Source organism: Erysipelatoclostridium sp. An173 (assembly GCF_963931465.1).
Taxonomy (GTDB): Bacteria; Bacillota_I; Bacilli_A; order Erysipelotrichales; family Coprobacillaceae; genus Thomasclavelia; species Thomasclavelia merdavium.
In genome coordinates this window covers 309386-332988 of the sequence record NZ_OZ007017.1, presented here as the reverse complement: position 1 = coordinate 332988, position 23603 = coordinate 309386, and the positions used below count along the sequence as shown (strand labels likewise).

27 protein-coding genes are annotated in these 23603 nt (G+C 29.4%); 8 read left to right on the top strand and 19 right to left on the bottom strand.

What is annotated here, in order from left to right:
- Window positions 1-9 precede the first annotated feature (9 nt).
- Both ABGT36_RS01635 and ABGT36_RS01630 read right to left on the bottom strand, forming a co-directional pair.
- Window positions 10-774, bottom strand: a complete 765-nt coding sequence (locus tag ABGT36_RS01635; RefSeq protein ID WP_300630294.1) for a 4Fe-4S dicluster domain-containing protein — start codon at window positions 772-774, stop codon at window positions 10-12.
- 95 nt (window positions 775-869) lie between these two features.
- Complete coding sequence (locus tag ABGT36_RS01630) at window positions 870-2522, bottom strand: Na/Pi cotransporter family protein (protein ID WP_087300729.1); 1653 nt, start codon at window positions 2520-2522, stop codon at window positions 870-872.
- A 274-nt stretch (window positions 2523-2796) separates the two neighbouring features.
- Between ABGT36_RS01630 and queD the strand changes: the two genes are divergently transcribed.
- Genes queD through queF form a run of 5 tightly spaced genes read left to right on the top strand, consistent with a single transcriptional unit; the run spans window position 2797 to window position 5616 of the window.
- On the top strand, window positions 2797-3222 hold the full coding sequence (gene queD / locus ABGT36_RS01625; RefSeq protein ID WP_087300731.1) for a 6-carboxytetrahydropterin synthase QueD: 426 nt from the start codon (window positions 2797-2799) through the stop codon (window positions 3220-3222).
- A complete protein-coding gene (queE, locus tag ABGT36_RS01620; protein WP_087300733.1) occupies window positions 3215-3877 on the top strand; it encodes a putative 7-carboxy-7-deazaguanine synthase QueE in 663 nt (220 codons plus the stop codon). The genes queD and queE overlap by 8 nt, the downstream gene beginning before the upstream one ends.
- A 1-nt stretch (window position 3878) precedes the next feature.
- Window positions 3879-4445, top strand: coding sequence for a GTP cyclohydrolase I FolE (folE, locus tag ABGT36_RS01615; protein ID WP_087300735.1), 567 nt, complete (start codon window positions 3879-3881; stop codon window positions 4443-4445).
- Between the two features lie 12 nt (window positions 4446-4457).
- The gene (gene queC / locus ABGT36_RS01610) at window positions 4458-5150 is read left to right on the top strand and encodes a 7-cyano-7-deazaguanine synthase QueC (protein ID WP_087300737.1); all 693 of its coding nucleotides are present in this window, start codon (window positions 4458-4460) and stop codon (window positions 5148-5150) included.
- Complete coding sequence (queF, locus tag ABGT36_RS01605; protein ID WP_087300739.1) at window positions 5143-5616, top strand: preQ(1) synthase; 474 nt, start codon at window positions 5143-5145, stop codon at window positions 5614-5616. Before queC ends, queF begins: the two co-directional genes overlap by 8 nt.
- Before the next feature lie 45 nt (window positions 5617-5661).
- On the opposite strand, the gene tig is transcribed toward queF, so the two are convergent.
- From tig to ABGT36_RS01550, 11 genes are all read right to left on the bottom strand, one after another.
- Window positions 5662-6618 carry a trigger factor gene (tig, locus tag ABGT36_RS01600; RefSeq protein WP_346676473.1) on the bottom strand — a complete coding sequence of 319 codons (957 nt, stop codon included), beginning with the start codon at window positions 6616-6618 and terminating at the stop codon, window positions 5662-5664.
- Between the two features lie 151 nt (window positions 6619-6769).
- Window positions 6770-7411 carry an HAD family hydrolase gene (locus tag ABGT36_RS01595; protein WP_296884417.1) on the bottom strand — a complete coding sequence of 214 codons (642 nt, stop codon included), beginning with the start codon at window positions 7409-7411 and terminating at the stop codon, window positions 6770-6772.
- An 8-nt stretch (window positions 7412-7419) separates the two neighbouring features.
- On the bottom strand, window positions 7420-7992 hold the full coding sequence (locus tag ABGT36_RS01590; RefSeq protein WP_346676471.1) for an SOS response-associated peptidase family protein: 573 nt from the start codon (window positions 7990-7992) through the stop codon (window positions 7420-7422).
- Window positions 7985-8758, bottom strand: a complete 774-nt coding sequence (locus tag ABGT36_RS01585) for an arginase family protein (RefSeq protein ID WP_239406423.1) — start codon at window positions 8756-8758, stop codon at window positions 7985-7987. The genes ABGT36_RS01590 and ABGT36_RS01585 overlap by 8 nt, the downstream gene beginning before the upstream one ends.
- Before the next feature lie 14 nt (window positions 8759-8772).
- A complete protein-coding gene (locus ABGT36_RS01580) occupies window positions 8773-9324 on the bottom strand; it encodes a DNA-3-methyladenine glycosylase I (protein WP_300082610.1) in 552 nt (183 codons plus the stop codon).
- A gap of 211 nt (window positions 9325-9535) precedes the next feature.
- Complete coding sequence (locus tag ABGT36_RS01575) at window positions 9536-10369, bottom strand: PD-(D/E)XK nuclease family transposase (protein ID WP_346676468.1); 834 nt, start codon at window positions 10367-10369, stop codon at window positions 9536-9538.
- 216 nt (window positions 10370-10585) lie between these two features.
- A complete protein-coding gene (locus tag ABGT36_RS01570) occupies window positions 10586-11167 on the bottom strand; it encodes a hypothetical protein (RefSeq protein WP_087300751.1) in 582 nt (193 codons plus the stop codon).
- Between the two features lies 1 nt (window position 11168).
- On the bottom strand, window positions 11169-11741 hold the full coding sequence (locus ABGT36_RS01565; RefSeq protein WP_087374413.1) for a histidine phosphatase family protein: 573 nt from the start codon (window positions 11739-11741) through the stop codon (window positions 11169-11171).
- Window positions 11742-11743: 2 nt separating this feature from the next.
- The gene (locus ABGT36_RS01560; RefSeq protein WP_346676465.1) at window positions 11744-13207 is read right to left on the bottom strand and encodes a glycoside hydrolase family 1 protein; all 1464 of its coding nucleotides are present in this window, start codon (window positions 13205-13207) and stop codon (window positions 11744-11746) included.
- A 25-nt stretch (window positions 13208-13232) separates the two neighbouring features.
- Complete coding sequence (locus ABGT36_RS01555) at window positions 13233-14258, bottom strand: aldo/keto reductase (protein WP_087300757.1); 1026 nt, start codon at window positions 14256-14258, stop codon at window positions 13233-13235.
- Between the two features lie 143 nt (window positions 14259-14401).
- On the bottom strand, window positions 14402-15289 hold the full coding sequence (locus ABGT36_RS01550; RefSeq protein ID WP_087373468.1) for a MurR/RpiR family transcriptional regulator: 888 nt from the start codon (window positions 15287-15289) through the stop codon (window positions 14402-14404).
- A gap of 228 nt (window positions 15290-15517) precedes the next feature.
- Here ABGT36_RS01550 and ABGT36_RS01545 point away from each other — a divergent pair, with 228 nt between their 5' ends.
- The gene (locus tag ABGT36_RS01545; protein ID WP_300630309.1) at window positions 15518-15868 is read left to right on the top strand and encodes a hypothetical protein; all 351 of its coding nucleotides are present in this window, start codon (window positions 15518-15520) and stop codon (window positions 15866-15868) included.
- Window positions 15869-15878: 10 nt separating this feature from the next.
- Here the strand turns inward: ABGT36_RS01545 and ABGT36_RS01540 are convergent, their stop codons facing one another.
- Together ABGT36_RS01540 and ABGT36_RS01535 are read right to left on the bottom strand one after the other, a co-directional pair.
- A complete protein-coding gene (locus tag ABGT36_RS01540) occupies window positions 15879-16889 on the bottom strand; it encodes an aldo/keto reductase (protein ID WP_300630311.1) in 1011 nt (336 codons plus the stop codon).
- Window positions 16890-16959: 70 nt separating this feature from the next.
- Window positions 16960-17529, bottom strand: a complete 570-nt coding sequence (locus ABGT36_RS01535) for a histidine phosphatase family protein (RefSeq protein ID WP_087300767.1) — start codon at window positions 17527-17529, stop codon at window positions 16960-16962.
- Between the two features lie 329 nt (window positions 17530-17858).
- Between ABGT36_RS01535 and pckA the strand changes: the two genes are divergently transcribed.
- Window positions 17859-19442 carry a phosphoenolpyruvate carboxykinase (ATP) gene (pckA, locus tag ABGT36_RS01530; protein ID WP_296883462.1) on the top strand — a complete coding sequence of 528 codons (1584 nt, stop codon included), beginning with the start codon at window positions 17859-17861 and terminating at the stop codon, window positions 19440-19442.
- Between the two features lie 79 nt (window positions 19443-19521).
- Here pckA and ABGT36_RS01525 read toward each other — a convergent pair whose 3' ends face one another.
- A complete protein-coding gene (locus tag ABGT36_RS01525; protein ID WP_087300770.1) occupies window positions 19522-20106 on the bottom strand; it encodes a DUF308 domain-containing protein in 585 nt (194 codons plus the stop codon).
- 64 nt (window positions 20107-20170) lie between these two features.
- A complete protein-coding gene (locus ABGT36_RS01520; RefSeq protein ID WP_346676461.1) occupies window positions 20171-21007 on the bottom strand; it encodes a DMT family transporter in 837 nt (278 codons plus the stop codon).
- A 134-nt stretch (window positions 21008-21141) separates the two neighbouring features.
- On the opposite strand from ABGT36_RS01520, the gene ABGT36_RS01515 reads away from it, so the two are divergent.
- Window positions 21142-21408 carry a DUF3781 domain-containing protein gene (locus tag ABGT36_RS01515; protein WP_346676459.1) on the top strand — a complete coding sequence of 89 codons (267 nt, stop codon included), beginning with the start codon at window positions 21142-21144 and terminating at the stop codon, window positions 21406-21408.
- 29 nt (window positions 21409-21437) lie between these two features.
- Here ABGT36_RS01515 and ABGT36_RS01510 read toward each other — a convergent pair whose 3' ends face one another.
- Both ABGT36_RS01510 and ABGT36_RS01505 read right to left on the bottom strand, forming a co-directional pair.
- Window positions 21438-22112 (bottom strand): hemolysin III family protein, encoded by a 675-nt coding sequence (locus tag ABGT36_RS01510; protein ID WP_087300776.1) that lies wholly within the window; start codon window positions 22110-22112, stop codon window positions 21438-21440.
- A 157-nt stretch (window positions 22113-22269) separates the two neighbouring features.
- A complete protein-coding gene (locus ABGT36_RS01505) occupies window positions 22270-23430 on the bottom strand; it encodes a GGDEF domain-containing protein (RefSeq protein WP_346676456.1) in 1161 nt (386 codons plus the stop codon).
- Window positions 23431-23603: the final 173 nt, after the last annotated feature.

Below are 23603 nucleotides of genomic sequence, written 5' to 3'. Positions count from 1 at the left end.
ACTTATTTATTATACAAAATATTCATTTTCTTTACGTTTTGATAGTTTTTCAGTAAATTCCTTAGCAAACTGTTGATAATTTTGATCATGATCCATAGTTTTAGCTTGCATTGGACAAATTCTAATACATCTAAAGCAAGATAAACACTGATCATTAATCGTTTTACAATCCTTTGGATCAATAGCTTGCATCGGGCATTTTTTTACACACAATCCACATTGCGTACAATTTTCATTTGTAGACGGTCTAAATTTACCACCATTACCACCTTCACGATAAGGATAATGACCTGGTATTGAAACAAATGAAAAGTTATCTTTATTAATTTTTAACCGCACTAAGCTTCCAAACAACTCATCGCGATACATATCATCATGATCTGGACGTCCCACTTGGATATTTCCATAAGTATGCTGACCAACTAATGTTGCTGCTGCAATCGGGATAAACCCTTGCCCTTCTACAATATTAAATAACTCTAACAATGCATCATCATAATGACGATTACCATAAGTTACTGTTATAATACAAGGAGTATGATCACCAGTAAATGATTTTAATCTTTTAACCGCCTCAACAGGAATACGTCCCCCATATACCGGCATTCCAAATACAACAACATCATGTCGATTAAACTGTTTAGCTTCAATTGGCATAGAAGTTATATCTATTTCACTTAATGTTCCTTCTAATCCGCGAGCAATACTAACTGCTGATTTTTTAGAAGTTTCTGTAGGGGAAAAGTATATTACATATGTTTTATCAATCTTCATTCCAATCGCCTCCAACACTTATTATACTGACAAAGAATGAACAAATGATTAAGTTTTTAATAATATATTAAAAAACTGACTGAAATTCAGCCAGTTTAAGCCATTGTTGTTAATTCTTCTTTAATTGTATCAAAAGCAACGGCAATATTTAAACCATGATCACCGATTCTTTCAAAATCAATAAGTGTTTCAGTATATAATGCACTATGTTCTGGTGTACATTTTTTATCACGCAATCTTTTTAATTGATTTAATGAAAATTCATGAGTGATACCATCAATATTATCCTCAATTACATCAACTTTTTCAACAATATCATGTAATTCTTCACGTTTTAAGACACTTAATTCTTGTAAAATATTTCTAGTCATATCATTCATGATTGAGATTTCTTTCATTGCTTCATCAGAGAAATGTTCATCATTTTCATAAAGTTGTTTTGCACGTTCAGCAATATTTATAGCGTGATCACCAACTCGTTCTAAATCTCCGGCAGTTTTTAAGAATAATCCAATTGATTGTGATTCTTCGATTGGGAATTCTGAAGAAATCGCTGTTGTTGTATATTGGATAATTTCTTTGTTTAAATAATCAATATATTCTTCATGTTTTAATATTTCTTCGTGTTTAGCCTCATCATAGTTACTCATTAGTTCAAAGGCACGTTGTACATTTTGTTGAACTTCTGACAACATATTTTGTGTTTCATTAAATAATTGGCGATTAACAATAGCACTACGTCCAATATAATAATCATTTGTAAAGACAGATGCATCTAAATATTTAACTGTCATCTTATCTTCTAAACCTTCTTTTTCAGGTAAAACTATATATGTAAGTTTAACTAATTGAGCACCAAAAGGTAATAAAACAATTGTAGTTACAACATTAAAAATTGTATGCACGTTTGCAATCTGTGCCGGTATATTAGTAGGTGTTAATGATGCCATAAAATCAGCAAATGGTGTTAACATACTAATAATTACGAAAATGATTGTCCCAATAATATTAAATGATAAATGGATAATTGTTGTTCTTTTAGCGTTTCTAGTTGTCCCAATACTTGCTAGTACTGAAGTAATACATGTCCCAATATTTTGTCCATACAATACATAAATTGCAGAAGGTAATGTAACGACACCGCTTCTAGCAAGAGCTTGTAAAATACCAACAGACGCAGAAGAACTTTGAATAAGCGCTGTAAAACCAGCACCAACCAAAATACCGATTAATGGATTTTCAAAAGAAGAAACCATACTTACAAACGTTGGTGAATCACGTAATGGTTCCATTGCACCAGACATGATATCCATTCCCATAAACAAAATTCCTAACCCGGCAATAATTGTCCCAAAAGCATCAAGTTTTTTACTTTTGAAAAATGCAATTAACGCTACACCGATAAAAGCGATAATTGGTGCTAATGCTGTAATATCGATAGCAATCAATTGCCCTGTTATTGTCGTTCCGATATTAGCTCCCATAATAATCCAAACAGCACTTTTTAGTTCCATTAATCCAGCATTTACAAATCCAACGACCATTACTGTTGTAGCAGAAGATGACTGAATAATAGCTGTAATTAAAGCACCCACAGCAACACCGATAAAACGATTAGCAGTTAATCTTTCAAGGATTGTTTTCATCTTATTTCCGGCAGCTAATTCAAGTCCATTAGACATCATTGTCATACCGTATAAGAATAATGCCAATCCACCTAGTAAAGTAAATATATCAGTAAGTTCCATTATTTTTCCCCCTTTACAAACGTTACTTTAACATAAAATTAACATAATGCAAACATTGTTAACAAATTCTTAACTTTTCTTTACAAAGATTTACATGAACTTTAGATAACATTACCTTGACATATCAAGGACAAATGGATTATTATAGCTTTAGACAGTTCGTTTGTACCATCCTGTCTTAAAATAAAACTAGGGCATACTTTTTTATATTATCTTTTAAAGTAGGCTTTTAGTGCGCCTACTTTTTTTATTGATGGTATGGAAAGGAGAGAAAATGTATTATTTAAAAACTGAACAAAGCTTTGATAGTGCTCATTTTTTAGCTGGCTATAACGGAAAATGTGCTAACATTCATGGTCATCGCTGGCGCGTTGTCGTTTCAATTAAAAGTACATCTTTATTAGAAGATAAACAAAACAATGGTATGATTATTGATTTTACTGATTTAAAAAATGATTTAAAACAGATTACCGATTCACTTGATCATACTTTAATTATCGAAACTAATAGTTTATCAACTGATTTGTACCAAGCTTTGATTAACGAAAATTTTAAAATCGTTTCATTACCATTTCGACCAACTGCAGAAAATCTAGCTCGATATATTTTTGAGTTATTAGCTAAGAAATACAATCTTGATTGTATTGATGTTTATGAAACTCCTAATAATTGTGCTAGTTACCGAGGTAATGATGAATAATTTTAAAGTAGTTGAAAAGTTTATTAGCATCAATGGTGAAGGCAGTAAAGCTGGACAATTAGCTGCTTTCATTCGTTTTCAAGGCTGTAATTTAAATTGCAGTTATTGTGATAGTAAGTATGCCAATAGTGATGATGCTAAATATTCTTTAATGACTGAAGAAGAAATTATTAATTATTTAAATGAAAACAAAATCAAAAATGTAACTTTAACTGGTGGTGAGCCACTGTTACAAAAAAACATTAAGTCCTTGATTTTTGAATTATTAAAACTTAATTATAACGTCGAAATCGAAACTAATGGTAGTGTTAATATCAAACCATTTATTAGCGATTTACGACCAATTTTTACCTTAGATTATAAAACCCCATCTAGCTTGATGGAAAATTATATGAATGAAAAAAACTACAATTACTTAACAAAAGATGATGTTGTTAAATTTGTAGTCGGTAATCAAAAAGATTTAATTACCGCTAAAAATATTATTGATAAATACGATTTAATTAACAAAGCGCAGGTCTACTTTAGCCCAATTTATGGACAAATCGATCCTAAAGAAATTGTTGCTTTTATGATTGAAAATCAGCTAAATGGCGTTAATTTTCAATTACAATTACATAAATATATTTGGAATCCCAATATGCGAGGAGTCTAAAATGATTGATCTTAAAAAAATTGAAGAATGTATTTATCAAATTATTGAAGCCCTTGGTGAAGACCCTAATCGTGAAGGGTTAAAAGAAACACCAAAGCGAGTAGCTAAAATGTATGAAGAAGTTTTTGCCGGCATTCAATATACTAATCAGGAAATCGCAGAAATGTTCAATAAAACTTTTGCTGATGATCTTGATTTTGCTAACCAAGAAATTGTCGTTGTAAAAGATATCGATATTTTTAGCTATTGTGAACATCATCTTGCATTAATGTATGATATGAAAGTTACAGTAGCTTATATTCCTAACGGTAAGGTCATCGGTCTAAGCAAGATTGCAAGAATTGCTGATATGGTAGCCCGCCGTCTACAGCTGCAAGAAAGAATTGGTAGTGATATTGCAGAAATCATCAGCTTAATTACTGATTCAAAAGATATTGCAGTTATTATAAACGGTAAACATAGCTGTATGAGTGCCCGGGGAATAAAAAAAGCAAACACTTCAACAACCACAAGCACTTTAACTGGGCGTTTTAAAAACGATCCTAGTTTGCAAATATATCTACAATAAAAGGAGAAACTAATGAGAGTTTTAGTATTATTCAGCGGTGGGGTTGACTCTACTACCGCCCTAGCATTAGCAATAAATCAATATGGTCATGAAAATGTCGTGGCCCTTTCCATTAGCTATGGTCAAAAACATGATAAAGAAATTCAGGCAGCTAACCAAATTGCTAAATATTATCAAGTAGAACATATTTTTTTAGATTTAGCTAAGATTTTTGAATATAGCGATTGTTCGTTATTAAATCATTCAAGTAAAGAAATTCCTCACGAAACTTATGCTAAACAATTAAGCAAAACTGATGGCAAACCGGTAACTACATATGTACCTTTTAGAAATGGTTTATTTTTATCTAGTGCCGCTAGTATCGCCTTATCTAAAAATTGCAATTTAATCTATTATGGTGCTCATAAAGATGATGCTGCCGGAAATGCCTATCCTGATTGTAGCGAAATTTTCAACAATGCTATGAATCAAGCAATTTATGAAGGAAGTGGACATCAACTACAAATCGAAGCTCCTTTTGTTAATAAAAGTAAAGCTGATATTGTAAAAATTGGTTTAGATTTAAATGTTCCATATCATTTAACTTGGTCATGCTACGAAGGAAATGATAAACCATGTGGAAAATGTGGTACTTGTCTTGATAGGCAAGAAGCTTTTTTAAAAAACGGGGTTATTGACCCGCTATTAGGAGGAAACAATGGATAATTTAACATTGTTAGGTAGTAAAAATACTGAATATAAAGATGACTATGCTCCTGAAGTATTAGAAACTTTTGATAACAAGCATCCAGATAATGACTATTTTGTAAAATTTAATTGTCCTGAATTTACTAGTCTTTGTCCAATCACCGGACAACCTGATTTTGCTACTATTTATATTAGCTATGTTCCTAATATTAAAATGGTTGAAAGTAAATCTTTAAAACTTTATTTATTTAGTTTTAGAAATCATGGTGATTTTCACGAAGATTGTATGAATATTATCATGAAAGATTTAATTAAATTATTAGATCCTAAATATATCGAAGTTTGGGGTAAATTTACACCACGTGGTGGTATTTCAATCGATCCTTATTGTAATTATGGTAAACCCGGAACTAAATGGGAAGATATTGCTTGGAATCGTCTTGCAAATCATGATTTATATCCAGAAAAAATCGATAATCGCTAAAGCAGTGTATTTAAAAAGGCCCTTGACTAAAAGGACCTTTTCTTCTTATTCTTCAATAATATTTGCTAAATCCATAATTAAATGACTTGCTTGAATTCTAGCTAAATCACGTTTTAAATCATCTAAATTAATTTTTTCTAAAACTTCATCAATGCTCATTTGATTAGCAGCAGCGATTTTAGAAACTTGATCTTTAGCTTCATCATCAGAAGTAATTAAACTTTCAACTTTTACAATTTCATCAATAATAGCTTCAAAAGATGCTTGTTGTTTTGCTGTTGGTAATAGTTGTTGTTTTAAACTATCTAAATCCATATTCATCATTTGTAAATATTGTTCTAATTGTAAACCTTGTTGAGCTAGTTCAATTGAAATATGTTGAATATGTTGTTGTAAAGCTTTTTCAACATCTTCATCACTAACTTCAACTTCACTTTCCCCAATCAATTTACCTAATACAGCATTTTCTTTAGTAGCTTCAAATTGTTGATTGTATTGCATTTGTAAAGAAGTTTCAATTACGTTCTTTAATTCGTCTACTGTTTTAAAGTTTGGTGCATTTAAAGAAGCAATAAATTCATCAGTTAATTCTGCTTCTTTTTTAGTAGCAATTTTATGAACAGTAACTTTAAATACTACATCTGCTCCAGCTAAATCAGCTACCCCATAATTTTCAGGGAAAGTTAAATTTAAATCACGAGTTTCACCTTTAGTCATCCCAATCATTTGGTCTTCAAAACCAGGGATAAATTGTCCTGAACCAATTTCTAATTGATGTCCATTAGCTTTACCACCTTCAAATGGAACACCATCTTTAAAACCTTCAAAATCAATTGTTGTTACATCTCCATTAGCAACTTCACCATCTTTTTCTACTAATTGATAGTTTTGATCAAGAAAATTTTGAATTTCACGATTAATTTCTTCTTCTGTTACTGATAATTGTTTAGGAATTTTAACTTCAATTCCTCTATAATTACCTAATTTTACTACTTTGCTCATTTTTGTCCTCCTGTATAATAACAGAGAAATTCTAACATAAAATCCAATATAACTTAACCTTTATTTTCTTTTTTTAACAAATATTTTTATAATTTTATTATTCTTATAAGTTATATTAAAAAACAAAAATAAAATACCGATGACCGATATCTTATTTCAATAATTCTGTTAGCTCTTCAACAGTAGAAACCAAATAATCCGCTTGATACTGTTTTAATTCATCCTCAGTTCCATAACCATATAAAACACCAACACAAGGAATCTTATTTTCATGAGCACCAATAATATCATGTTTACGATCACCAACCATAATAACATCATCATTATCGATCTGATTAGTTTTTAAAACATATTCAATTACTTCGGCCTTCTTTTCACGACTATTAAACTCACTACCACCAACATATTCAAAATATTTTGATAACGAAAAATGTTCAATAATCTGTTTAGCGAAAAACTCTGGTTTAGAAGTGGCTACATATAATTTTTTACCATTATCTTTTAATGTTTGTAAACATTCTACCATTCCTTGATAAACCTTATTATCAAAAATACCATCTGTCTTATAATATTCTCGATATTTTTCAACTGCTTCATTAGCTTTAGCTTCATCAAATCCATAATATTCTTTAAAAGAATCTCTTAATGGTGGACCAATAAATGGCAATAAGTCATTTAAATCTTTTACTTCAATTCCATAATAATTCAAGGCATAACGAACTGACTTAGTTATTCCCATCATTGGATCTGTCAAAGTTCCATCTAAATCAAATAAAATATGTTTCTGTTTCATATTTCCTCCTAAAATAAACTAGTTTGTAAATTACCTGATGTTATAATTAATGATTCCGGTTTTATTTTTAATAAAGACGTAACATTTTTATTTTCTAACCATTCCATCATTTGTAAGTGATTAAATATAAGTGGCATCCGTGAATGAATATTTTCCATACTTTCATTAGCATTAGTAGTAATAATTGCTACTTCTTTTTGATTATCATATTCTCGATAAATTCCTGCCATAAATAATAATTTATGTTGTGGATTTTCGAAACTAAATCTTTGTTTATGTTCATCCCATTCATAAAATCCCGTAGCTGGAATAATACAACGATGATTAATTAAATCATTTTTAAACAATGCTTTTTGATTTAGTGTTTCACTTCTAGCGTTTATTACTAATTTATTGTCAAATAAGCGATAACCCCATTTAACTAAATCACCTGTTAATTGATTATTATTCATTTTGATTACTGGAATTTGATTACTAGGATAATAAGTTATTCTTTTTTGTAATTCTAATTCAAAAAGATAATCGATTTTATCTTCCATTTCCATTAACATCTTTAATTCTAAAAAATACTGACTACACATTATTCGTTAACTCTCTTTTTAAAAATTCTAATATTTTATAGTTCAATAAATCATTGCTTTTGATTTCACTAAGCTTAGCTACCTCATTACTACACTCACCACAAATATCAATTCCTATTACTTGTCCTTGTTTAATCATTTCCGCTAAAAACAGTTTAAGTTCTAATAAATACATTTGTCCTTGTTGCCAATTAGTTATAACAACATCTTGACTTAACACATCTTTATCAATTGATATATATAATGGATAATTTTCTAGCAGCATTGCAGCTTTATCCCATTTATTTAAATCACCTAAATCTTCATCAGTAAAATATATAATATCTTTTTGATATTTTTCATCAATTAAAGCAACTTGTTCTTTGGCAATTCCAATTAAAATCACTTTCTTTAAATACTTATTATGTTCCATAGCATTTAAAATCCAGGAACCACAACTTAAAATATCGCCAAAAAGCGGTTTTAACATATCGCTATGATGATCAAAAACAACTAAAACAAACTCCTCAGTTAATCTCTCTAGATAAAATTCACTAACATAATGAAAATTCCCTGAATCAATAAAATGAATCCCATTAACTGGACAAGTACAGATACGTTTTTTTATCTTCTCTTTAGCTTCATCACTACAATAGCCATGAGTCCCTTCAATATCTCGACAGTCAATCCAGTTTATATTTTCATGTCGATAAAACTTTTGCATCCGATATATCCCTGTAAAATCCATTACCGTAAGTTTTTTGTCATCTTTAATCTTCAATACCATTAAATCATCTCCATTTATCTTTGATAACAAAAACAATCAGTTTCATGATCATTAACAACACCTACTGCTTGTAGATACGAATAGATAGTAATTGACCCCACAAAACTCATTCCGCGTTTTTTTAAATCAGCTGAAATACAATCAGATAAACTAGAAGTAGTTTTAATTTTATCATCCTCATTTTTAATTATCTGATAATCGGTATAACCCCAAAGATATTTTGAGAAACTACCGAATTCTTTTTGAATATCTATAAATATTTGAGCATTCTTTATTGCAGCATTAATTTTTCGTTTACTTCGAATAATTTTTTCATTATTTAATAATTCAGCTACTTTATCTTCATTATAAGCAGCTATTTTATTCACATCAAAATTATCAAATGCTTCTTTAAAAGCTTCTCTTTTTTTCAAAATTGTAATCCAGGAAAGTCCCGCTTGAAAAGTTTCTAATAAAAACATTTCATATAATTTTTCATCATCATAAACCGGTACTCCCCATTCATAATCATGATAATCTTGATATAATTTTGATTTGTCTTCAACCCACTTACATCTTTTAACCATTTTACCTCCATCTTTGTATCAGCATATTTTATAATTAATCTCTTTTATTTTAACAAATTATCATTCATAATCAAAATATTTTAACCAAGAATAGACAGCCTCGATCATCATTACGCTTCTAATGAAACTTACACATAGTCATACTCTATTATTTTTATAGATAATATTTACCCATATATTAAAAAGCTGCTTTTCCAGCAGCTATAGTCTATTATTTTTTAATTACTTTCTTGATTGTTTCTAGTGATTGATTTTCTAATAGCATTTTAAAAATCTTATCATACTCTTTAGCTTCTAAATTACTCAAAAAATTATCATCTTCATCTGGATATTTTGATTTGAATAGCTGAATAGTTAGATCCTTTTTTTCAAGCAAAATTCCTTCTTCTTTTCCATTTTGATAACTCTCTTCGAGTTCCATTTCATGAGCATAAATATTCAGTTCCCGATTATATGCTGCTAATCTTAGTTCATCATCCTGATTAAATCTTTCCATCTTGTCTTTCATTATCTCAATCACCTTTGATTCTTTCAGTTTCATTATATCATCTGTTATCCCGTTTGCAAATATATAGATTGCCAGTTCTAATTCGCTGAATTCATCTAGTTTTTTATACTGCTTTATGACATTGATATAAGGCACTTGAACATATACTTGATTCATCAGATTATTCTTTTCTAATTTACCTTCTTTATTTCTACTTTGATAAGTATCATAAAGCTGTAGATTATCACTATCTATATCATTGATAAAAATAATTTGATAGACTGGATTTATATATCTATATTTCTTTACCTTTTTTTCCTGATATGTAGGCATTTTAGCTCCGTATAGTTGAAAACGATGACGTTGACTAACAGAAAAAGATGAATTTTGCATCTCAATATCAATCTGCTTGCCTGATGCAACAGTTACTTTAATATCTAAGATCATATCTTTATCTTCAACATGGTCACGACTTAAATCCGGATTCAAAACTTTGATATCCTGACATTGAATATTTAAAATACCTTCAATAAACAACTTTAACAAATTATCATTCATAATCAAAATATTTTAAATCATAAAATATGATTACTATAATTTATGATTTAAAATAATAAAAGAGATCTACCTATTTAAGGTTCTTACTCGATAATGGGTAGATAAAAATTAGGAAGTAATAAAATTTATTGATCAATCAACTTATTTTATTCTTCCATTTACGTATATTACCCTAAAGCAAGAAAGAACCCTATTTAATAAACCTCTTTTAACAATTTATTTAATCGGGAAAAGTAATTCTAAAATATGTTTACCCTGTTTATTAGAAAATAGCACTCCATCATTACAATATTTACAATAAGATACGATAACATCAGTAGTAGCTTTATTATATTTATTAGTAAAATATGCTTTTTTTTCTTCTTCAGTTAGCTTTTGTTTTAAATGATATCCAGCAATTTCATACGAAGGACAATGATCATTTAAAGCCTCATTTTCAACAATATCAATATTCATTTTTTTCATTAATGATCTTATCGCTTTTTTTACTTCTTGTTTGTTATTAGCCAAATGACAATCTTGCAATGTCATTTGAATGCCATGATAATCATGGAAAATAAAATTATCATCTTGATCAATGATGTTCCAAATAAATTCTTGTTGATTACCTTCTAGTACTCGTGAGCAATTGAGGCAAACTAAAATTGCTTGGTCATCATCATTTAGCATTTTCCCTTTTACTTTACAACATCCTATTGGATCAATTTGATATTTATCTTTAAGATATGCAGCTAATTTTTTACTAGCTTCAGGATAACTAGCAACCGCCTTACAACTTGGAAAAAATACTTTTGCCATCTTAGTTTCCCTCTTTACTACTATTTAAAAGTTCATTAAAAATAAAACGTCCATTATCATACTTAAAATGCAATATACAGCAGTTAGTCAATCTTTTCCCGTTTAATAATTGTTCTGGATTACCTAAATGAGACAAAAAACAACGGCATGCCCCAGCATGAGAAACAGCTAAAACCTTTTGACAATCAGGTTGTTCCATTATATTAGTAAGTGTTGTCACCATTCTATCCATAACTTCTTTTCGGGTTTCGCCACCGTAAAGAGAAAAAAATTCATCATATTTAGCTACTGGTGGATTTAGATCCTCACTCTCACCTTCAAAGCTGCCAAAATACCTTTCCTTTAGTCCTTTTAATCTTTGATAGGGTTGGTCAGTAATTAACTCTAAAGTATCAACACATCGTTCTGCTGTCGAACTATAGAAGTGGTCAAATTTAATCTTAGATAATATGTTTTTAGCTTGTTTGGCCTGATTGATACCAGCTTCCGTTAAAGGTGAATCACACCAGCCCTGAATTTTTCTTCTTTGATTAAACAAAGTCTCTCCATGACGCATCAAATATAAATCTTTCATTTCTACAAATCCTCCCCATTGGACTTAATAACTTTTTGATACCAATAAAATGAATCTTTTTTTATTCTCGAAAAATCACCTGTACCATCATCATGTTTATCTACATAAATAAAGCCATATCGTTTATAAAATTGGCCTGTTCCAGCAGAAACAATATCTATTGGTCCCCACGATGTATAACCTATTAAGTTAACCCCTTCATTAATAGCCTCCTTCATTGCTATTAAATGTTTTCTTAAATAATCAATTCGATAATCATCATGAATACTTCCATCTTTTTCAACTTTATCAACTGCACCAAAACCATTTTCAACTATCATAATAGGTATTTTAGGATATCGACTTGAAATGGCTTTTAACGTATATTTCAATCCATCCGGATCAATTTGCCAACCCCATTTACTTGCTTGTAAATAGGGATTTTTAGCCCCGCCAACTAAATTACCACCAATTTTTTCAACATTAGGATCAGTACTAACACAATTGGAAATATAGTATGACATTGTATAAAAATCAATAACTCCCTCTTTTAAAATTTTTTTATCATTTACTAATATATAAGAAGTATCAATTTGATGATTTTTCAAATAAGCTAACATATATTCTGGATATTCACCCCTAATTTGAACATCTGCACAAAAATCATTAAAAATTGCATCTTTTTGTTGCCAAGCTAAAATATCTTTAGGATTACAAGTGCGTGGATACCAGGTAATATGACTAATCATATTGCCAATCATAAATTCTGAATTGATTTTATGACCTTCGATTACCGCCAAAGCACTAGCAACTAATTCATGATGTAATGCCGTATATCGTTCTTGAGGATTATCACTTAATTCATCAAAAGTACATGGCTCATTTCTTTGTAAATCTTTTCTTGTCATATAGCCAAGTCCCATAATACTAGCCAAAGGATCAGCCATCGTTCCAGCATTAATTTCATTAAAAGTAAGCCAGTATTTAACTTTATTTCGATATCTTTTAAAACAAGTTTTTGCATATTTGAGATAATAATCAATCACTATTCTTGAGTAAAATCCTTGATATTTTTCTACTAAATGCCAAGGCATTTCATAATGAGATAATGTAACCATTGGTTCTATTCCATATTTATGACATTCATCAAAAATTTTATCATAAAATTTTAAGCCTGCTTCATTAGCAACTGCTTCTTCACCAGTTGGATAAATACGAGCCCAATTAATTGATATTCTCAAAACTTTAAAACCCATTTGTGCAAATAAGCCAATATCCTCCTTATACCGATGATAAAAATCAATGGCTTCATGACTAGGATAAAATTTATTTTTCTGAATATATTTACAAATTGTTCTTGGGGTATTAATATCACCACCTAAAATCATATCTGGTACACTTAACCCTTTACCATCTTCTAAATATGCACCTTCACATTGATTAGCGGCCAACGCACCACCCCATAGAAAATTTTTTGGAAATTTCATCTTGACTCTCCTTACTTAAAATTAATTATTTTTTCCAGGATTTTTCAACTTCATAACCCTCTTCTTTTAACATATCTCTTAATTGTTCAACACGCCATTCTTGTCCATCTCCATAAACAGTTAAACTATCTAATGTATTGTCTATTTCATTAACCTCTTTATCCATCAGTTCAATATCAGCAGTTTTTAGATTTTCATAAATAAACTTTTCTTGATACATTCCTGGAATCGGTACTAAACGATCATATTTATGCATTAGCCAAGCTAAAGCAATTTGAGCATAAGTTGCATTTTTCTTAGTTGCATATTTTTCTAGCATATCTAAAATTGGCTGATTTTTCTCTAAGTTTTCATCAGTGAACCATGAAAATACACGATGAATATCATCATTACTATATTTCATACCTGGTTTATAAGCACCGCTTAAAAAACCTGAAGCCAATGGCATATATGGTGTAAAACCAATTCCTAATTCTTTACAAGTATCTAAAACTCCATCATGAAGAGGTGTTCTTACTAACATTGAAAATTCATTTTGAACAACTGCTAGCGGTGCAATAGCATGTGCTTTTTTGATTTGACTCGCTGTAGCTCTACTCATTGCCCAAGAACGAATTTTTCCTTTTTCAATCAAATTTTTCATTGCTGTTGCATATACTTCGATTGGTAAATCATCAGGAACACGATGCATCATATAAATATCAATATAATCAGTATCTAATCTTTTTAATGATGCATCTAGTCTAGCTTCAATTTGCTCTTCTACAGTTCCTTTTGACAAATCATTTACAGGATCTTTTTCAGGGTTAAATTTTGTTAAAATAACAACTTCATCTCTAATGGGTTTTAGTGCTTCTCCTACTAATATTTCATTATGACCATTAGCATAAACATCTGCCGTATCAAATAAAGTAACCCCCAATTCATGAGCTTTGCGAATCATCTTAATACATTCTTCTCTAGGGGCAGGGTCACCATGAGCATGTGAAAATCCCATACATCCCATACCAATACAACCTACTTCAATATTACCTAACATTCTTTTTTTCATATTATTTCCTCCTCTTGTATCTATGTTTTAACATGCTTTAAAACAAAAAAATAGAGCACCTGTTCTTTTAAAAACATCGCTCTAAAATTTATTTTAATAATTATCTAAAAAATAGAACAGTGCTCTATTTTTTAGATAAAATACTAATTTTTATCTTCTTCCATTATAATTTGGTTAGATGAAAAATGTTCTACTTCAACTTTTTTTGAATGCTTTATTTTGTAATCTAAATTATTTTCATAATTGAGTCGAAAATAGCATGAATATAAAATATTAAACAATAAAGATACTGAATGTTCAGAAGTAAAATTAGCAATCTTAGAAAATAACTTTTCTCTAGTAGCAATATATAAAATACATTCACTAAAACAACTTAATGTATTTTCTCCAAAACTCGTCATAATGATAATCGGAATATTTTTCTCTTTTAATAACGAAGCCACCCTAATTAAACTATGATTTTCTCCTGAATAAGATACAATAATAGCACAATCATTAACATCTAACATATCCGCCTGATATTTTTCTTCACCAACATGATTTTGAACAATAACATGCTTTTTTATCCTCGACATTTTTTGTTGAAAAACTGTAGCTAGTGGTACATAAGCCCCAAAGCCAAAAACATAAATATGCTGGGCCTTATCAATTATCCTAATTGCACGTTGCAATGAATCATGATGAATTAACGATACTGTATCTTTTGTAGCTTCGTTAATAACTTCTTTAATACTGCCAACAACACTCATCATATTATCATCTTTACTAAAAGGCAAATTAGCATCAATATTATCGAAATGTGAATCCAAATATTTTTGTTCCTTAATTAATTGTTCTTTTAACTGATTATAGCCTTGATATCCTAATTTATGAGCTAATCTAATTACAGCTGAAGATGAACAATATACTTCTTTTGCAATATCTCGAGTTGACAAATTACTTAAAGAAACTCGGTGTTCCAATAAATAATTCGCAATATCTCGTTCTACTTTGGTTAATTTCTCATTAGCTATTTTGTCAATTAATAACATCTCTATTCACCACCCTAAAATTAAGTATATAATATTTTAATATTATATAACCATATCTAAGTAAATTTATAAAACTTTTTAGTAACTCTTTTGATCCTAAATTAATATTCTATAAAATTGTAGTTAATAACTATTATCATAAATATTCTAAAAATATAATATTTGTTGACTATTTTTCTAACTTCAGTATAATACGAATTGTTAGTTTGTTCTAACTTTGGAGGTATTATGTTGTTAAATAAAATTATTGTTTTAATTTGTTGTATTCTATTAATTCTATGTATTTTACCATTATGGAAAAATAAGTTTGCTGGTAATAAAGTTCTTTTAAAAATCACTTCATTCCACCAGATTTATGCTTTTTTATTACTTGTTTTAGCTTTAGCCCATGGGATATTAGCCGGTAATAATCCAGCGATGTTTAGTGGTAAAATTGCCTGGATGATTTTATTATTAATTATTTTATTTGCATATATAATTAAACAAAACAAGCCTAGATGGAAAAAAATCCATATGGCATTATCTATTATTTTTGTAGGATTAGTAATTTTACATATTACTCATGCAATTATAGTATAAAAAAAGAGGATTATTTTAAGAAAGTCTTATAATCCTCATAGTTTTTCTTTAATAATTCAGGTGTATTTAAATCATATGGACAATGAGCTTTACATTTACCACAATTTATACATGTCTCAATTTTTTTCATTTCCTCTTGCCAATGTGGTGAAAGCCAATTAGCACTTGGAGATCTTCTAAGCATTAAAGACATTCTAGCACATTGATTTATTTCAATTCCCATTGGACAAGGCATACAATAACCACAGCCACGACAGAATTCACCAGCTAATTCTTGACGATCATGTTCTATTATTGCTTTAATTTCATCATTTAAAACTGGTGAATTATCATTGTAACTAATAAACTCATCTAGTTCTTTTTCTTTTTGAATTCCCCAAATTGGTAAAGTATTATCAAATTGAGCTAGATAAGCATAAGCTACATCAGAACGAGTAATTAAACCACCTGATAAAGCTTTCATGCAAATAAAACCGACATCTTTTTCCTTACATAATCTTACTAGTTCTTCTTCTTTATCAGATGCTAAATAACTAAATGGGAATTGTAACGTATCATACAAACCAGATTCTACGGCTTCTTTTGCAACATGTAGACGATGATTAGTTATTCCAATATGTTTTATTTTTCCTTGTTCTTTAGCTTCCAACATTGCTTCATACAATCCTGTTCCATCATTTGGTTTAGGACAAAATGATGGATTATGAAATTGGTAAATATCAATATAATCAGTTTTCAATAATTCCAAACTTGTATTTAAATCGCGCCAAAAATCTTCTACTGTTGTAGCCATTGTTTTTGTGGCAATATAAATATCTTTACGTACATCACTTAAAGATAATCCTATTTTTTCTTCACTATCACTATAAGCCCGAGCTGAATCAAAGAAATTAATTCCATTTGCATAGGCCTTTTTTAAAATCACTTTGGCTTCTTCTTTATTTACTCTTTGTACCGGTAAAGCTCCAAAACCATTACGATTAACAACAATATTAGTTCTTCCTAATCTTACTTTTTCCATAATACCCCTCCTACATCGATTGACATTAACTATTATAACATTAAAAAAACGAGAATTTAATCTCGTTTACTTAAAAATCATGATTAATTATTTCAACTAAAGAAAACTCATCATTTTCAAATTCAAATTTCAAAATACAACAATTACGAATTCTAGTTGTTTGATCAACTTGACTATTTTTTGACCAGTAACGCATGAACCCACGACATGAAGCCCCATGACTAACAGCTAGAACTGTCTGATGATCTTCTTTTTTCATAACTTCTAATAAAGTATCTGCCATTCGCTGACGCATTTCTAATTCGCCTTCGCCACCATAAGTTACAAAGAAATCTCCATATGGAAGAGGTGGATTTAAATCTTCACTTTCTCCTTCAAAAACACCAAAATTCCACTCTTTTAAACCCTTAAGACGTGTATATGGCATATCTGTCACTAATTCTAAAGTATCGCAAGCACGCTCTGAAGTTGAAGAATAAGCATGATCAAATGTAATATTATGATCTTTAAAATATTTTCCCGCAACTTTAGCTTGTTTAATTCCTAATTCTGTTAAAGGCGCATCACACCAGCCTTGAATTTTCTTTCGAACATTAAATAATGTTTCTCCATGACGCATTAAATATAATGTCTTTTTCATTTCCAATCAACCTCCATAAAATACAAACCAGCCTCAAAATCAAGCATACTATATCACAATTTAAAAAAATGCGCACCATATTTATTATTTTTAACTATTAACCCCCTAGAAAAAACATTATCTTCTGTATTTACAACTTAAAATAAGGTAGAATAAAAAAAAGAGCTATATATCATAATTTATTCATTTACTAATAATAATTTCGTTTGTTTTGTATGAAAATCATACACTAACATATAAAAAATATTAAGAAAGGAGATGTGAAGGACTTTTAAATATAAAAATTAGGTAATAAACAATTTAATAAAAGTCACTTCATAAAAAAATTTATGGAAACATATGGAATTGAAAAATATGGGCTTTCAACTACTGGAACAATTTATCGAAACATTCCCGCTGGATCTTTAGTCGAAAAAGCCCTATTAAAAAAAGAAGGACGCCTTAGTAGAGCTGGCTGTTTATGTATTGAAACTGGTGAAAGAACGGGTCGTTCACCAAACGATAAATATATTGTCGACCACCCTTCAATCCATGATAAAATTGCTTGGGGTAAAGTTAACCGTCCGGTTTCACCAGAAAAATTTGATTTAGTTTATCAACAAATTATCGATCACTTATCAGATAAAGACTTATACATTTTTGATGGTTACGCTGGTGCTAATCCAAAATATTCATATGCTTTTAGAATCATTAATGAAAAAGCTAGTCAAAATCTTTTTATTTCTAATCTTTTAATTAAACCTACTCCACGTGAATTACAGCATTTTCAAGAAGATTATTTAATTTTAGCAGCACCTGATTGCAAAATTGATAAAAGCGTTGGTTTAAATAGCGATGTTGCTGTAATGATTGACTACGCTAGACAAATAGTTTTAATCGCTGGAACTGGTTATTCCGGTGAAATCAAAAAAAGTATTTTTTGTGTCATGAATTATGTTTTACCGCAACGAAATGTCTTTACTATGCACTGTTCTGCAAATATTGGTGATGAAGGCGATACTGCGTTATTCTTCGGACTTTCAGGAACTGGAAAGACAACTTTATCCGCTGATCCTAAACGTAAATTAATTGGTGATGATGAACATGGCTGGTCACATACTTCAGTATTTAATTTTGAGGGCGGCTGCTATGCAAAATGTATTAATTTATCTAAAGAAAACGAACCTGAAATCTGGGATGCGGTAAGATTTGGTGCTGTTGCTGAAAATGTCTGCTTATTTGAAGATACTAGAATAATTGATTTTAATGATAATTCAATTACTGAAAATACCCGTGTTGGTTATCCGCTAAATTTTATCGCTAATATTGCACCTGAAGGGGTAGCTCCAATTCCAAAAACAATTTTCTTTTTGGCCGCTGATGCTTTCGGGGTTTTACCACCGATTTCTAAATTAGATAAAAACTCAGCAGCATATCATTTCGTATCTGGCTATACAAGCAAACTAGCTGGTACTGAAGATGGGGTTACCGAACCCGAAGCAACTTTTTCTACCTGTTTTGGAGAACCATTTTTACCATTAGACCCTTTGCTTTATGCACAACAATTCCAGCGTCGAGTTAAAAAAGCTGGTGCCAATGTCTTTTTGATTAATACTGGATGGGTTGGCGGATCTTATGGAACCGGTAAACGTATCCCGATTAAATTTACTCGTGCTATGATCAATGCCGCAATTGATGGCGAACTAGATTTTGTCAGCTATGAAAGAGATCCTTACTTCAATTTAAATATTCCTAAATTCTGTCCTGGTGTTCCTCAGGAATTATTGAATCCAAAATCTACTTGGATCGATAAAGATGCTTATGACCAGACTGCTCAAAAATTAGTAAAAATGTTCCAAAACAACTTTAAGCAATATTCTAATTTCCCAGAAGCAGTTATCAACGCTGGACCTGGCGGAACTTATAGCCAGTAATTTCAAAATAGTATTTATAAAAACTTGGGGTTCTTACTTTAAACAAGAACCCCTTTTCATCTCTATACAAATCATATTACTATAATCTTAAATCATTCATTTCTAATACTTCTATCAATAATCCAACTCCACCAGCTAATAAAAAACCTGCAAGAATATAATTTATGATAACCGTCATAACCATTGGCGCTATTAATAAAATTACTGCCATAATAATACTAATAATACCAATAGCCCTTACCCAACTAACATCAACAATTCCAAATAAACTTAAACGATACGAAAAAGTCAACTTATTAATACCATAGATAAGTAACACAATTGCTAAAACACATGTAATAGTACTAACTGTCAGTTCTAACGGTGAACTTAAAAACAATAATCCAATTAATAGATTACAAACAACTATAACTAAATTACCGGTATATCTTACAAAAGATGGTGTTGCTAAATAGTCTATAAAACGATATATAGCTAGTATTAAAAAAACTAACCCGATAAACTTACCTACTAAACTTAATGATTCAATCGGAAAAATAATTGCTAAGATAGCAAGAATAATCATCAAAACACCAATAATTCCACCAACGATCCTTAATAAACGTACTTTTTTATTCCATTTATCAATAATCTGATTTTCAAATTCATAATTAAATCTAAACATAATATCACCTTCTCATTTATATTATAGTCCTGTTGATTTAAACATTTATGAACAAATCATCCTATTAATTATTAAAAGACAAGTAAATAGCTACACCAATAATAATCAAACCACCTAATAATTCTTTAAAAGCCATCATTTCATTTAATAATAAAAACGCAAATATAATACTATATACACTTTCCATACTAGAAATAATACTAGCTGTTTGGACTTTTATCTTTTTCAAACTATTTACATAGATACTATGAGCTATTGCTGTACAAACAATTCCTAAAAATATTATTGCTCCTAAGTCTAATGAATTAATTGTCGTTGTAACAAAAAATATTGTCGGAAATAAAATAATTGTTGCTACACCTTGTTCATAAAGACATATTATTGTTCCTGAATAATTTAGTGATAAATAGCGATTAAATAAACATAAAATAGCATAACTAAAGGCACTGATCATCCCTACAACGATTCCAAGCGTCATTTGATTAGCCAATGAAAATTCTGGAACAGTAATTAATACTCCTGCAAACATAATAATTGCCATTGTCACATTTTTTATTTCTAATTTTTCATGATATATTAATGGTTCTAAAAATGTTACAAATATTGGAAAAGTTGCAAATGTAATGGTTCCAATCGCAACCGTTGCTATTTGGATTGTCTGCAAAAAAGTAAACCAATGAATTGCAAGTATTATCCCTGCTACAATAACATAACTATAATCACGTTTCTTTAATTTCCAATTGTCCTTTTTTATTAATATAATAATTAATAAAAATATTGATGAAAAAAACACTCTTCCAAAGGTGACTAAAATAGCTGGTACACTAACAAACTTACCAATGACCCCCGCTAACCCAAATAACATTACCGCAATATGTAAAGAAATAATTTCCCGTTTCATAACTACCTCACTAAATATAATCTTAACGACAATGATTAATATTTACAAGGCTAATAACAAAAAAGAAATGATAATATTAATTTGACATGGTATAATCATTAAAAAATAATATTTTTATAAAAGGATAAATAAAAATGAATGTAACTAATGAACTATTAACAAATTTAGCTAAATTACACACAACTGATTTAGGTGTAATTAGAATAAAAAGAAATCTATCTTTAGACAGCGATGATGTTGTTGAATGGTGTAAATCTAAAATTAAATTGCCAAACGCAATCATTATCCAAAAAGGGAAAAACTGGTATGTAAGTATCGATAATTGTATTATAACGATAAATGCAAATAGTTATACAATTATTACAGCTCATAAAGAAAAGAAAAACCGTCATTCTCTATAAATAAGATGACGGTTTCAATTTATATTCAATTAAATAACATATAAAATTATACATAAAAAATGTAAAGCACTTCCAAGCAGTATCCATAAATGCCAGATACTATGCATATAACGATGTTTATTTTGTAAACCATAGAATATCGTTCCAATTGTATACGCTAAACCACCGGCTACTAATAAATAAATACCACTCATCCCAACTGCTTCTGGTAATAGATTAAATCTAAAAACTATTCCCCAGCCCATCGCTAAATATAAAACCATCGATAAAGTTGAATATTTTTTTATATCTATCGCATTTAAAATAATACCTATAATTGTACAGCCCCATTCTATTGCTAAAATGACCCAAGCCCAAAAAGGATCGATTGGTCTGATTGAACATAGTAATACTGGTGTATATGTTCCAGCAATCAAAACAAAAATAGTACAGTGATCCATAATCTGGAATACTTTTTTACTTTTTCGATTAGCTGGCAAGCCATGATAAATACTGCTCATAGTATATAATAAAATCATTGAAACACCATATATTATCCCTGAGGCAATTCCATAACCATTATGATGAATAGCAGCAAAAACGATACAAAGAACTAATACCGCTATTCCAAAAGCACCACCGACTATATGAGTAACCATATTAAAGATTTCTTCACCGCGGGTATATTCTGGTAATATTCGATCATCTAATTTTGTCCTTTTCATCAAATTCCTCCATTCTTTGACTATAAAAATAATACGATACTATATTTAATTCCAGTTTTTTAATCATCTTAAAACATTAATATATCTTTTATATTAACTTATTAAATAAATTAGGATTAATTACCTCATTAGAAAACAGCATGTCTTTACATGCTGCTTACTTACAAATACATTTACTTTTTCCTTTTTTCTTAGCCATATATAAAGCTTCATCAGCAGTATTTAATACTTCTAACCATGACTCTTCATCTTTAATAATACCAGTTGTTCCCCCAACACTTACTGTCACACATTTTCTAGCTACATTTGGTGGTACGGTTAAATCTAGCTGTTCGATTGCTTGACATAATTCATCACCAATTACTTGCAATCTTTCTAGCGTAATATTTTCATTAATATAGACAAACTCTTCACCGCCATATCTAATCAATACCCCTTCGCTTAAACAAAGTGTTAAGGCATTCGCTACTCTTTCTAAACAACGATCTCCCTTTACATGACCAAAGTAATCATTATATTTTTTAAAATCATCAATATCAATTATCAAAACTCCCGTTTTTTGAGGTTGATTACTATTTTTTTGATAAATAGTTTCTAAATATTTAGTTAGATAACGACGATTTAATAATTTTGTAAGAGAATCATGATGAGCAACAAAATCTAACCGAGCACTATTTTCAACAATAGTTTTATTTTTAGCTCTAATAATATAATTATTTAAAAATGCCTGGCGTGTTGATTGATAACGATAATAACTAATAAATAGTGCCATAAGCGTTAATGATACACTATTAAGATATAAACTATAATGAATCGTATAATCACCAGGATAAAAATATGAAATCGAATAAATCAAAGCAATATTAGCAATTACATACAACGGTACAAAAAACTTAGGTGGAATGTATGTTAAAATAGCAATTCCTAATAAACTAATAATATAAACATTAATATTATTAGAAACCCGGTTATCATAAACAGTAATTATCAATGACCATAGTATTAAAAATAATACAAAGAAATATTGAAGGCCAGTTATCTTGCCACCTTTTCTTTTTTTAAAAGCTATGATAAGTAAAGTCAAAATACAAACAGCCATCATTACAGCATACATTGTCATATAAACTTTACTAGCCACTGAAGCAAAAGTAAAATCAGTATAAATGCCTACATAAAACATATTATATATTTGAAAAAGTAAAATCAAAACAACTATAATCCATAAATTCTGCTTAATTTCATTTTCAATAGTTAGCTTATACTCATCTTCTTGAGCTTTATTTAACTTTATCTTTTTAAATAATGGTATAAGTTTCATTATTATCTCCCTTCAATAACTGTTTTTATAATAAAACTTCGTTGAATCTATCAGTTATTTTTACATTTTATTACAAGATTATGATACCATTAAATGATTCAAGATAAAATAACTATAATTTAAATATACTTACTTTTATAAAAAATCTCATTTTTAAATTAATTAAAATGAGA